Source organism: Chitinophagales bacterium (genome assembly GCA_040877935.1).
In the GTDB taxonomy this organism is placed as follows: Bacteria; Bacteroidota; Bacteroidia; order Chitinophagales; family CAIOSU01; genus JBBDNB01.
This window is the reverse complement of record JBBDNB010000018.1, coordinates 1-11,885: the sequence shown is the minus strand read 5'-3', so window position 1 is coordinate 11,885 and position 11,885 is coordinate 1. Positions and strand designations below refer to the sequence as shown.

General features: G+C 39.9%; 12 protein-coding genes. 2 read left to right on the top strand and 10 right to left on the bottom strand.

Annotated elements, in window-relative coordinates:
• Positions 1-2: 2 nt before the first annotated feature.
• From WD048_03965 to WD048_03945, 5 genes are all read right to left on the bottom strand, one after another.
• Positions 3-806, bottom strand: coding sequence for a glycerophosphodiester phosphodiesterase family protein (locus WD048_03965; GenBank protein MEX0811349.1), 804 nt, complete (start codon positions 804-806; stop codon positions 3-5).
• A 17-nt stretch (positions 807-823) separates the two neighbouring features.
• Complete coding sequence (locus tag WD048_03960; protein ID MEX0811348.1) at positions 824-985, bottom strand: hypothetical protein; 162 nt, start codon at positions 983-985, stop codon at positions 824-826.
• Positions 975-2,204 carry a glycosyltransferase family 4 protein gene (locus tag WD048_03955; protein MEX0811347.1) on the bottom strand — a complete coding sequence of 410 codons (1,230 nt, stop codon included), beginning with the start codon at positions 2,202-2,204 and terminating at the stop codon, positions 975-977. Before WD048_03955 ends, WD048_03960 begins: the two co-directional genes overlap by 11 nt.
• Before the next feature lie 339 nt (positions 2,205-2,543).
• On the bottom strand, positions 2,544-3,443 hold the full coding sequence (locus tag WD048_03950; GenBank protein ID MEX0811346.1) for a type IX secretion system membrane protein PorP/SprF: 900 nt from the start codon (positions 3,441-3,443) through the stop codon (positions 2,544-2,546).
• Positions 3,440-7,090, bottom strand: coding sequence for a gliding motility-associated C-terminal domain-containing protein (locus WD048_03945; GenBank protein MEX0811345.1), 3,651 nt, complete (start codon positions 7,088-7,090; stop codon positions 3,440-3,442). The genes WD048_03950 and WD048_03945 overlap by 4 nt, the downstream gene beginning before the upstream one ends.
• 121 nt (positions 7,091-7,211) lie before the next feature.
• On the opposite strand from WD048_03945, the gene WD048_03940 reads away from it, so the two are divergent.
• Positions 7,212-7,982 carry an AMP nucleosidase gene (locus WD048_03940; GenBank protein MEX0811344.1) on the top strand — a complete coding sequence of 257 codons (771 nt, stop codon included), beginning with the start codon at positions 7,212-7,214 and terminating at the stop codon, positions 7,980-7,982.
• A gap of 14 nt (positions 7,983-7,996) precedes the next feature.
• Complete coding sequence (gene holA / locus WD048_03935) at positions 7,997-9,040, top strand: DNA polymerase III subunit delta (protein MEX0811343.1); 1,044 nt, start codon at positions 7,997-7,999, stop codon at positions 9,038-9,040.
• On the opposite strand, the gene WD048_03930 is transcribed toward holA, so the two are convergent.
• The 5 genes from WD048_03930 to WD048_03910 form a co-directional block, all read right to left on the bottom strand.
• Positions 9,011-9,463, bottom strand: coding sequence for a hypothetical protein (locus WD048_03930; GenBank protein ID MEX0811342.1), 453 nt, complete (start codon positions 9,461-9,463; stop codon positions 9,011-9,013). The two genes, holA and WD048_03930, sit on opposite strands and share 30 nt — an antisense overlap.
• Positions 9,464-10,069: 606 nt before the next feature.
• On the bottom strand, positions 10,070-10,369 hold the full coding sequence (locus WD048_03925; GenBank protein MEX0811341.1) for a type II toxin-antitoxin system RelE/ParE family toxin: 300 nt from the start codon (positions 10,367-10,369) through the stop codon (positions 10,070-10,072).
• Complete coding sequence (locus tag WD048_03920; protein MEX0811340.1) at positions 10,362-10,613, bottom strand: type II toxin-antitoxin system ParD family antitoxin; 252 nt, start codon at positions 10,611-10,613, stop codon at positions 10,362-10,364. The genes WD048_03925 and WD048_03920 overlap by 8 nt, the downstream gene beginning before the upstream one ends.
• A 317-nt stretch (positions 10,614-10,930) precedes the next feature.
• Positions 10,931-11,257, bottom strand: coding sequence for a helix-turn-helix transcriptional regulator (locus tag WD048_03915; GenBank protein ID MEX0811339.1), 327 nt, complete (start codon positions 11,255-11,257; stop codon positions 10,931-10,933).
• Between the two features lies 1 nt (position 11,258).
• Positions 11,259-11,597, bottom strand: a complete 339-nt coding sequence (locus WD048_03910) for a type II toxin-antitoxin system RelE/ParE family toxin (GenBank protein ID MEX0811338.1) — start codon at positions 11,595-11,597, stop codon at positions 11,259-11,261.
• Between the last annotated feature and the right edge of the window lie 288 nt (positions 11,598-11,885).

Genomic DNA, 11,885 nt, shown 5'->3' with positions numbered 1-11,885 from the left:
TATTATTTTTTGTTGGTAGCTAGGGTTCTGAGTTTTACAAATAATGCTGGACGATCCAAATTGACAATAGCAGGGGCAAATTTGATGATTTGCCTGAATTCCTTTTCTGAATTTTCTTTGGCATAGACCATCAGGCGCACATTTTCTTCTTCTGCCACTTTTTTCAAATCCCCGTTCATGTGTTCCGGCCTTATTTCAATAACTGAGGCATTGTATTTTTTGATTGTTTTGCGCAAATCTTCAGGGTCGCTGCTGTATGAATTGACTTTAATGTGCAGATCGGGAAATTGTTCCTTGAATTTTCGGGCTTTGCGTTTGGAGAAAAAATTGAAAAATGCTTCATCCTGTATTTCAAATTCTTTGACATAGGCATATAGCGTATCCCAATCGGCACTTTTCACATCAAAATAAACCTTAGCTTCTCCTTTGATCCATTTTAGGTAATCGTAGAGTTCGGGAATGGGTTCGCCTGCAAAATCGCCATTTTCATACCAGGAGCCGGCATCTAATTTCCGCAATTGACTGGCGGTCATTTCACTCACAAATCCGCTGCCATCAGTAGTTCTGTTAACTCGCAAATCGTGGATGATAAAATGTACCCCGTCACGGCTTTTACGCACATCGATTTCAATGTATTCCACGCCAAGATCAATGGCGGCCTGGGCTGCGGCTTTGGTGTTTTCCGGTGCCAGGTGGTTTGCTCCGCGGTGGGCGGCTATTTCAGTGGTTTGGGCCAGTATTGATTCTGATAAAAAAAGCAATAAAGCCAATACAGAAATAAAATTAGCAATACTAGTATGCTTCATGTATTTGAATTTGACAATTAACTGTACAAATCAATAATTTTATCTACAATTCTTTCGGCAGCTTTTCCATCCCAAAGCGGGGGAGTAGTCGCACTTTTCCAATTTCCCTGCATTAATTTCTTTAGGTAAGGTACAATATTATCAGGATTGGTACCCACTGTAATTGTTTCAATTTTCATTTCGGAATATTTCAAGATATCTGTGGGCTAATTTGTTATAGGTGAAGTTATCGAGTAAAAACTCCCTGCTTTTATTTCCCAACTCTTCCCTTTTTTGTTTGTCAATTGCACTGATCTCTTTAATGGCTTTAGCAATAGCTGCCGAATCATTAGCTGGAACTGTATATAAGGAAGGTGTTTCAAGCAATGCTGATTCATCAATATTACCTGCCATTAGTATTGGCTTTGTCGATAACATATAGTCAAATAATTTATTGGGCGAAATTCCAAATCTATAAATCGGAGTTTTACTCCAACTGAGAAAGTTAAGGTCAAAATGATCAAGTACTGACTGAACCTGATACTTATTGACTTTATTAAGGAATGTAATATTGTCCAAACCTCTTGCCTTCCTTATTAAATTATTTTTCTCTGGACCTTCACCTACGATTACAAAATGATAATCATTTTCATTTAAAAGGATTCTGGCAGCATCTAGTAGGGGATACATATTATTGGCCTGTCCAATACTGCCAGCATATCCAACAATAAATTTATTTTTGGGAAATAATTTTTCCATTTCACTATTCAGAGAATCTTTTCGGTTAAGTATTTCATTGGGGATTCCATTTGAAATCCAGGTAAACTCTACTGACCGTTTTATACTTTGCTCAATGTGTTTATCAGCCATTTCAAGTACTGACACAACATGATCGGCTTTACGATATCCTTTTTTCTCTATTCTTCTGAGCAGAAGAATAAAGGGATTGAACTTACTATAGTTGCCAAGTTCAATAGGGGTAAGAGGCCAAATATCACGGATTTCAAAAATAAACCTGCATTTGGTTTTTCTCTTCCAATAGAGCGCATTGATCACTGGAAATAATGGTATAGAAGATGCAATAATGATGTCAGGCCTTTTGATCGATTTAGGAACGAAAAATATTCGCCACATATAGATCAACCATGAAATAATACGGACAATACTTTTCGCTTTTTTATAACCAGGTACCTTGACCCAGCAATATTGAACCCCATCGTAATTTTCTATTTTATAGTTGCCCTGGAATTCAACTTGATTGATATATCTGTGGGATCGGTTGGCGGCAAAAATGGTCACCTCATATCCGTGATTGATCCATTCTTTAGCCATAGACAAATGGCGCTCTCCCCATCCCTGATTAGGTGTTCCTCCGTCCTGATAAAACACCCAAATTGATTTTTTATTGATAATTCCCATAAATTTTACCTCAATTACAAATATAGAGGTTTAAGCTGGGTTTGATTAGCCTCTCATCATTACAATGATACTACAAGTTAGGAGGCATTGATTTTAGTTTTTGATTTGCCTGATGCTTATTGAAATACAGTGGAAATAAGGTGGGGGTAGGTTGTTGGAGGAAATTAGAAGTTGGAAGGTAGAAGTTGGAAGTTAGAAATTGATTTTAGCTTTTGATTTATCTGATGCTTATTGAAATATAGTAGAAATAATTTGGGGTATGTTGTTAGAGGAAATTAGAAGTTATAGGATAGAAATTAGAAGTTAGAAGTTGGAAAATAGAGCTTAGAAGAAATTGAGTTATTTTTTGTTGAATATTTTGTAGGCCAAAAGAATTTCATGACTTCCATTGCTCACATTGTTGAGGTTTGAAGTGGTAATGTCATAGGCATAGCCCAGTTCAAACTGTTCTTTGATAATGGCTCCGGCCATCAGGGTTACAGCATCCAGGCTCCTGTAGGAAGCACCCAGCCATACCATTTTATTGTAAATCCCCTTTAAGTTGATATCAACTTGTAAAGGGCTGCCTTTTACCCCTTTGAGCAAAGCAGAGGGTTCCAGTTCAAATTTATCAGCAACTTCAAAGCGATAGCCAGCCATCAGGAAATAATGCCGCATTAATTTATTGCGGTTGTCTGGGTCTTCCACATTAAACTCCAAAGAACTTTGAATGACTTGTGGCATCGAAAAACCCGCATAAAGTCCTTTTCTTTTAAAATAAATACCCAGTCCGATATCCGGGGCGATTCTGCCTTCCTGTGCACTGATTACCGCTGCATCATCAGATTCACGAATATTGATATCATTTGCGAGTTTGTAATGGATAATTCCAGCAGAAATACCACCTGACAGCATACTTTCATCGCCAATATTTACAGCATAAGATGCAGAAAGATTAAATCCGGTATTGCGAATATGCCCGGTTTGGTCGTGATAGACATTACCGCCAAGTCCGAGATTTATGTCTTTTAGGGCTCCAAAAGCAGAAAGGGTTTGTGTATGTGGCTTTCCATCTAATCCAGCCCACTGGTTTCTGTATAAAAAGCGGAAATCAATGGCCTCGGAAGTAGCTGCAACAGCCGGGTTGTAGTAAAATTGGTTGAAGACATAATTGGTAAACAGTGGTTTCTGCTGGGCCTTTGACTCTGCTGAAACCAGTAAAATAATTATGCCTGCAATGATGGTATTGAATTTCCTCATCTGATGATATTTACATGTCCGGAATAAACTTTTTCACTTCCGTTTTTCACTTTTAAAATATAGTAATAGGTTGCTGTGGGCAATGCCTCACCTTTCATGGAGCGGCCATCCCAGTCGTTGTCATAAGGATTGGCTTCAAAGACTTTTCCACCCCAGCGGTTGAATATTTGCAGTTCATTGTCAGTATATTCAAACAGACCGTCAATAATCCAGATATCATTGCGCACATCACCATTGGGTGAAAACACATCGTAAATAATCAGTGTATCGCAGTTTTCAGTAGCATTATCACTCAGTTCAACTTCGAATGCTTCAGAGGCACTGCAATCTTCGGCATCGCTAACGGTAAGTTCGTATTCTCCTGCACTGAGATTTAAAATGCTTGAATCGGCAGACCCCGTACTCCAATTATAAGTATAAGGAGGGAATCCACCTGCAACAGTGGTGATAATTGCGCCATCTCCTTCATCCGGACAGGATTCATTAATGATTTCCGCATTCAGAAACAATCCGGCTGCAAAAATATTGACAGTATCTACTTTGTTGCAGCCGAGCGAATCGCTAACGGTAACAATATAGGTGCCGCTTTCAAGTCCTGAAATATTTTGAGTGGAATCGCCCGTATTCCAGGCATAAGTATATGGAGCGGTATTTCCGCTTGTTACTTCTGTAGCGGCACTTGCATTGCCTTCAGTATCTGAGCAGGACAATCCGCTGGAAGTAGTCTGTATTTCAAAATTGGAAAGGGAATTGACATCGAATGAAGTATCGAGTACGCAACCTGCCGAATCGGTCAGTGTTAAGGAATAGGTGCCTGCCTCAAGATTTGAAATGCTTACCTGGTTTTCGCCATTGCTCCATTCGCCAGTGTATGGTGGAGTGCCGGTTAATGGTGTTATTTTTATTGCCCCTGTTTGATTTTCAGGACAAATGGGCTGAGAAATGCCTGCAAAAACTTCAATGTTTTCATCTGCAAAAACAGTTTCGCTGGCAGAAACCGTACAGTTATTTGCATCACTAATGGTTACGGAATAGGTGCCCACATCTACATTGTTAAGATCAGCACTTTGCTGGCCATTGCTCCAGGAATAGGATAGGGGCAAATTGGCTCCGCTTACCGATGATGTAATTTGCCCGTCATTTACTCCAGGGCAGGAGGCATTTACAGCAGTAAGGTCAATATTAAAGCTACCTGTGCTGTCAATATTAAAGCTTTCAGAAGCAGTACAATTATTGACATCTGTAACAGTAACTGTATAATCTCCACTGTTGAGATTGCTGATTGTATTACCTGTTGAATCATTGCTCCATTCATAGGAATAGGAGGGTGTTCCGCCTGTCACATTTATTGCAATTGCAGCATCTCCGTCACAACCGGAGCCGGAGCTGTTGCCAGTTAGTGTTAAGGGTTCCGGTTCGTGTATTGTATCACTTAGTGTTATACTGCAATTGTTATTGTCCTCAATAGTTATCGTATAGGTGCCCGGTGACAGTCCTGAAATATCCTGTGTAGTTTCTCCATTGGACCAGTTGTAGGAGAAATTACTACCACTACTTGCGCTCATATAACCATCATTTTCCCCATTACAGGAAATGTTGGATATGCTATCAATGCTTGCATTTAAACCGCTACCGGAAAAATCAACAGTAACTGAAGCTGTTGCAGTACAAGCACTGCTGCTGGTATCACTTAATTCAATATCGTCAATCATAAATGGCGGGTCATCTCCATCGGTATTGTTGTCATTGATCCAACGAAAACCTATTCTGAAATCAGGCAAGTTTTCATATGCAGCAGGTATATTTACTGATGCCTGTGTACAAGTTTGCACACCTTGATATTGTGCAGGCAGATCAGACCATGTAGTTCCTCCGTCATCACTTAATCTAACAAGACCATAGTCTGCACCACTTTCTCCACCAGACATATACCAAAACGTGAGAGTAATTCCTGATCTTCCCATAGTTGAAATATTTGGGGATGATACATATTTATCTGTAGCTGCTTCGGCAAAAAATGGAACGCCTTGATCGTAAACGCATGTTCCATTATCCCCTCCCAGTTGACAGGGAGTGCTGGTACAGGTAATGTGAAGGTAGTTGCCCAAAGAGCCTGTGTCAGGACAATTGGAGCATTCATTCACATTGCTGTTAATAACCCATTCATTGGCATCTGCGTCATTAGCTCCAGGGCCATTGATATTTAATGACCAGCCGGTACCACCACTTGAAAAGTCTTCTGACCAAAAAACACTACCTCCACCTCCACCGCTTCCACCTTCTGTAACGGTAACAGTGTAGGTTCCTTCACACAAACTGTCGGCAGTTGTACCTGTTTGACCATTTGACCATTCGTAGGTGAAAGGAGGCGTGCCACCATTGACATTGGCAGTTGCAGTTCCGTTGCATTGTGCACATGAGGTATTGTCGGTAGAAGAAGGTGTAATTGTAAAAGTTGAAACCTGAGTTACATTAATTGAACTATTATCTGTACAGCCATTGTCATCGGTTACCGTAACCGAAAGTGTGCCTGTGGGAACATTGGATAAACTGGCACCTGAAGCACCATTTGACCAGTTATAAGTGAAAGGGCCGGTTCCGCCAGCAGTAGTAGCGGTAATTGTATTTCCACAACTGGTAGATAGTTCAACGATACTGACACTTAACTCATCAGGTTCTTCAATAACAATATTTTTAGAAACCTGGCAGCCCCTTGAATCACTTACACTTAGCGTATGTCTTCCAGCCGGTAGATTTGTATTTATTTCATCAGAACTTGTACCTGCAGACCATGAATAAGAGTAAGGTGGGACACCTCCAGTTACACTTACAGTAGTGGCTCCATCACTCAGACCATTACAGGAAACTGATGTTCTGTTTACAATATCTATCACAGGGCAGCATAAATCTAAAGTAACTTCCACGTCATCTATGTAATAGTAAGCATGAGAATTAATTGCATTAGGGTTTACACATGTATATGATGTGTTTGCATCATCATTAAAATTTCCAATAATGATGTATTGCTCTCCACCAGAAGCGGTGTAAGCCCATTCTAAACGAGTCCAGTTTGAAGTATCAGTAAGTGTTTGGCCGGTGTATTGTAGTTGAGGCGTAAATGGTAAATCTGATGCATTGCCCACCGTTGAACAATCTATATTCACCAGTGAATTGGAAAAATAGACCCCAATATCATCTGTTGCAAACTTTACATCATCTGCGAGGTTCACATAAAATGAAACACAGTATGTTTCTCCTGCAATAAGAGGGGCATCAAGGGTGCCCTCCACATATTCTCTCCACCCGGTAGGAGTGTTACTACATCCCGTTAAAGCAAAGGCATCATACAGGATAATTCCTACATAACCTTCTCCTGAATGTGCATATTGAAATCCCAGGATATTATCAGGTACGCCAATTCCTCCTCCAAAAGGGATATTGTTGCAGGAATTATAAGCATCGGGAGTAGAACAGGTGTCTCCACTTACTATTTGATAGGGACTTTGCCAGTTTGTAATGTCATCGGGGTACTCCGGGCAAGATGGAAAATTTTCAAAACTGTAATTTAATACCTGGTTTTGTGCAAATGCAGTAGAAATGCAGCTGATTAAAATAAAAATCAGCGACATTAAGTATTTATATTTCATAGTCTGAGCTTATTCGGAACATTGAATTTACATAAAGTTACTAATTGTTAGAAAGCTCTCGTCCATTTTGTTGATATTTATATTTTCAAAAGAATTGGTTCATGGCTTAGATTTGTTGTAGATGAAAAGCAAAAAGGAAATAGTGGAAGATTGGCTGTCCCGATATACCGGGCTGTCACTGGAACAATTTGGCAAATATATCCTGCTGGTCAATTTCCAAAACTATGTGGATCGCTTTGCAGAAAAGCACGGGGTGGAGGTCACCGGCAGGTTAAATGCCATGCCTTCAGCAACTGCCGAGGGGATCACCATTATAAATTTTGGAATGGGCAGTGCCAATGCCGCTACAGTTATGGATTTACTGTCTGCCATTGAACCCAAAGCAGTATTGTTTTTGGGCAAATGCGGAGGCCTGAAAAAGAAAAACAATATTGGCGACCTGATTTTGCCCATTGCCGGCATCCGGGGTGAAGGAACTTCCAATGATTATTTTCCGCCAGAAGTGCCTTCATTGCCCGCCTTTGCTTTACAAAAGGCCATTTCCACCACCATCAGGGATTACGAATGTGATTACTGGACGGGTACCGTTTATACCACCAACCGCAGGGTTTGGGAGCACGACAATCGCTTTAAAAAAAGATTGAGGAAAATGCGCGCCATGGCCATTGATATGGAAACAGCCACGATTTTTATCACTGCTTTTAGCAATGAAATACCGGCAGGTGCTTTATTATTGGTTTCCGACCAGCCTATGGTGGCAGAAGGTGTAAAAACTTCTAAAAGTGATAAACAAGTGACCGAAAATTTCGTACAATTACATCTGAATATTGGTGTTGATTCCCTGAAACAGTTGATAAATAAAGGGGACACAGTAAAACACTTAAAGTTTTAAAGCGCAGGAGGACTATGAGCAGCAAGGACATGGAGAAAGTCATTCAGGACTTTAATAATCGGAAAATCGCACCGATTTATCTTTTACACGGAGACGAATCATTTTACATTGATAAGATCAGCGCTCATATTGAGGAGCATTTGTTGAATGATCAGGAAAAAGCTTTCAATCAAACCATAGCTTATGGGAAGGATACCGATCCTGTGAGTTTACTGGATGCGCTCAGGAGATATCCCATGGGCGCTGAAAGGCAACTGGTGATTTTGAAAGAAGCACAGTCGTTGAAAGATTGGGATCCTTTGGTCAGTTATGCTGAAAATCCAATGCCCACTACTGTTTTTGTGATTGTGCACAAGCACAAAAGCATGGATAAAAGGCTGAAGATTACTAAGGCGCTGAAAAAAAGTGCGGTGATTTTTGAGCCCAAAAAGATGTATGAAAATCAGGTTCCCGCTTTTATCAATGAAAGGGCAGCGCATTACAAATTGCATTTTGAATACAAGGCATCGATGTTGCTGAGTGAATATCTTGGAATGGATCTTTCAAAAATCGACAATGAAATAAAGAAAATCGCCATGAGCTGTGGTGAAGGCAGCCGGGTTTCTGAATCAGATATTGAGAGACTGGTTGGGATTTCAAAGGATTTTAATGTTTTTGAACTGACCAAAGCTCTGGCAGAAGGCAATGCCCCTAAAGCTTTTCAGATCGTCAATTATTTCATTGCCAATCCCAAAAAAAACCATCCGCTGGGAGTTGTAGGAACACTGTATTCTTTTTTCAGCAAAGCCTATGTTTACCAGCACATCAAAACACTTCCCGATTCTGAAGTACAAAGTGCACTTAGAGCTAATTTTTTTCAAATGAAAGATTTGAAAAACTTTGTTGGCAATTATTCGCTTGTTGAGACAGAGAGCATAATGGAAATTTTACAGGAATACGATCTTAAATTCAAAGGTGTGGGCGCAATGGGCAGTAATAACGAATCCTTGCTTACCGAAATGGTGTTTAAGATGGTGCATCCTGAACCCTCATTCCGTAATTATGGTGCAACCGGGTAGGGCTTCACGCAGCTTGTCAATCTCTCCAGCCACTAATTTGTGATCTTTCACAATGATTTTTTCCAGGCTTTCCATTTCTTTTAGTCCTTCTATGGGCAGGCGGTTCATGTAGTAACTTCCGCTGATGTCCAATTCCTTTACCTTGTCCAGTTGACCGATTTCATTGGGAATAGCAGGGTAGTAGTTGAAAGGCAGATAGAGTTTTTCCAGGTTTTTGAATTCCAGTATTTCCTCGGGGAAAGTTTTGAGTTTTTGCAGGCTGAGGTCCAGAAATACAACATTTTCAGGCTCACTTGCAGCCTTGTCTATATCGTTGTACCAATTTTTAGAAAAGGTTTCATCGCTTATCTCAATTTCTGTTTGGGCTTGGGCAATCGAGAAATCCAACAGGCAAATGCTCAGTACAAAAAGGATTGTTTTCATCTGTTTAAAATTTTTCTGACAAATTAATAAAAATATTTTTACCCAACTGGCGCGCATTTTGTAGCCCAGCCAGTCGAACGGGTCCTCCGGTTGTTACAGGTGCCTACTCTTCATTTTTTCCATTGCTGAAAAAACGAAGCAAACCCGCCTGATTATTTCAGTTCGGGCAAGCTTGCCTGCTGAAAGCAGGAAAATCTAGGCTGTCTAAAATTCAACTAAATTCTTTGTTCAGTAGCTAAATTTCAGGAACTCGCCATTAAAAATTATCTAATTTAGTCAATCTCGTTTGGCTCAAACAGCCTGAAATTTGACACAACTTTCACTTCGAATTTTAAGCTGAATTTTCGAATAGCCCTTATGAAAGAAGTGATCTTTATAAAAGCCCACTCAACTAGCGCGCATTTTGCAGCCCAGCCAGTGTATAGCGAATGCCCGCCCGGTTGCGCCAGTCGGACGGGCGTGCCTACTCAGAATGCTAAATGATTTAATCTTCCGTGATTTTTTTCCAAGGTTGCGCTTCCTTTTCTTCATTTTTTCCATTGCTGAAAAAACTAAGCAAACCCGCCTGATTATTTCAGTTCGGGCTACTCGATTGAGTGTGGTTTTCTATTCGGTCAATCTGTTTTTCAAATCCATTCTTCCGTGCAATATTCTTGTTATTTCAATTGGAACTGATTTTGTTTTACGGTAGAAGATTATATGTCGGTTTGCTTTTAATCCAAACAAGTCGGTTGTAATTCTGTCATAATTCTTTCCTAATTCGGGATTATTGGCTATTTCTTGGCAATTGTCAAGTAGCATATTGTAATATTTATCAGCTTGCTCCTCGGACCACTCGTCAGCCGTATAGACCCAAATCCCGCTCAAGTCATCAACAGCTTTATTGGTCAATTTATATTCAGCCATTCTTTCTCCTTTTGGCTTTTAATTCCTCAAGGTTCTTTTTTGGGTCAAAATCGTGTGCTATACCACTATCAATTCCTTCCTGAATAGCATTTCTCAAGGCAATTGCTTTACTTTCTTCATTTTCCAAAAGTCGAAGCCCTGCACGAATAACTTCACTTACGTTTTTATATCGGCCAGCAGAAACTTGGCTACTTACGAATTGGTCAAAATAATTCCCGAGTGATATAGATGTATTTTTACTCATAATTCAAATGTTTTACCCTAAAGTACCAAAATTTGGTAATTCATGCAAGTTATACTACTACGGTTCTCGGCTATGAGCAGTTGGGGATTTCTCGCCCTTTTTTTCAATTTAGCACTGACATTTTATTTATTTACTTTTCACTTAAGCACCTAAACCCACATTTGCTATAGCCGATGTGTGCGCCTTGAATGTTAAATATAGTTCATTAAAGTGAACGTCCCAAAGGGAGGCTTGCCCGAATGCTTCATGTTGGCGGGGGCGCACTGGCGGTCATCTGACCGTCAGTCGTCTCGATTGTGCGGTCGGCTTTTTTTCGATCAAGCGAGTTTAACAAAGTCGTCTTCTAACTTTACGTTAAAATTAATCTCAGCCTTTAATGCTTTGAAAACTTTTATTATCGTGTCAATTGTAGCACTATTAGCACTGCTTTCAAGCTTTGAAATTTGAGCTTTCCTAACACCAATGAGCTTACCCAGCTCTTCTTGAGTTAAATGTCTTTCTTTACGTGCTGCTCTTATCATTCTACCCAAGACTTCCATTCGGAGCTCGTATTCGTATTCGTCTCTTTCCTGTGTGCCAACCTTCCCGATAAATTCATCTTTCATTTCGGCAAGCGTTGATGTTTTCATTTTTTTAGTTGCCATATCATTTAGTTTTACTTTCAAAATATTTATCCTTCAATCTCACTGCTCGGTCAATCTCTTTTGTCGGAATCTTGTCAACCTTTTTTATAAAACCGTGGGTAGCTATTACCAAAGTTTCTTTATTGTCTGTCTTGTCCCAAAATGCAAGAAGTCGTATTTGAAGTCCTGCATATTTTGTTCGAAATTCCCAAATTTCACTTTCGAGTTTCTTAAAGAGTCTTGGGTCATTTGTCTGTTCAGCAAGGTCAATGTTGTAAAATACTTTTTTTGCAGTTTTCGGCTGAAGGGTCTTTAAAAACTTCTTTGCTTCGTCTAAAAATTCTGTCTCAAAGTACCTCATACATGGTCTTTAGTTAACCTAACAAAGATAATGAAAGTTTCTAAATATAGAAACAATTAAGTTGAATGAACGAGGTTTTAGCTGACGCACAACGGCCAAGTATAAGTGTAGTGTAGGCTTAAAAGTTATTGCGCCTTTGGTGGAATGTTGTGTAGACGCATACAAGATGTTATCTTGAAAGGGGTTCCAACAAGTTGAAAACTTGCGTGATGTTGGGGGAATGCGTACCTACTCAGAATGCTAAATGATTTAATCTTCCGTGATTTTTTTCCAAGGTTGCGCTTCCTT

Coding starts and splice junctions, on each gene's coding strand:
- WD048_03945 (MEX0811345.1), bottom strand. CDS start 7,090: ATGAAATATAAATACTTAATGTCGCTGATTTTTATTTTAATCAGCTGC.
- WD048_03915 (MEX0811339.1), bottom strand. CDS start 11,257: ATGGCAACTAAAAAAATGAAAACATCAACGCTTGCCGAAATGAAAGAT.
- WD048_03950 (MEX0811346.1), bottom strand. CDS start 3,443: ATGAGGAAATTCAATACCATCATTGCAGGCATAATTATTTTACTGGTT.
- WD048_03965 (MEX0811349.1), bottom strand. CDS start 806: ATGAAGCATACTAGTATTGCTAATTTTATTTCTGTATTGGCTTTATTG.
- WD048_03955 (MEX0811347.1), bottom strand. CDS start 2,204: ATGGGAATTATCAATAAAAAATCAATTTGGGTGTTTTATCAGGACGGA.
- WD048_03940 (MEX0811344.1), top strand. CDS start 7,212: ATGAAAAGCAAAAAGGAAATAGTGGAAGATTGGCTGTCCCGATATACC.
- holA (MEX0811343.1), top strand. CDS start 7,997: ATGAGCAGCAAGGACATGGAGAAAGTCATTCAGGACTTTAATAATCGG.
- WD048_03910 (MEX0811338.1), bottom strand. CDS start 11,597: ATGAGGTACTTTGAGACAGAATTTTTAGACGAAGCAAAGAAGTTTTTA.
- WD048_03960 (MEX0811348.1), bottom strand. CDS start 985: ATGAAAATTGAAACAATTACAGTGGGTACCAATCCTGATAATATTGTA.
- WD048_03930 (MEX0811342.1), bottom strand. CDS start 9,463: ATGAAAACAATCCTTTTTGTACTGAGCATTTGCCTGTTGGATTTCTCG.
- WD048_03925 (MEX0811341.1), bottom strand. CDS start 10,369: ATGGCTGAATATAAATTGACCAATAAAGCTGTTGATGACTTGAGCGGG.
- WD048_03920 (MEX0811340.1), bottom strand. CDS start 10,613: ATGAGTAAAAATACATCTATATCACTCGGGAATTATTTTGACCAATTC.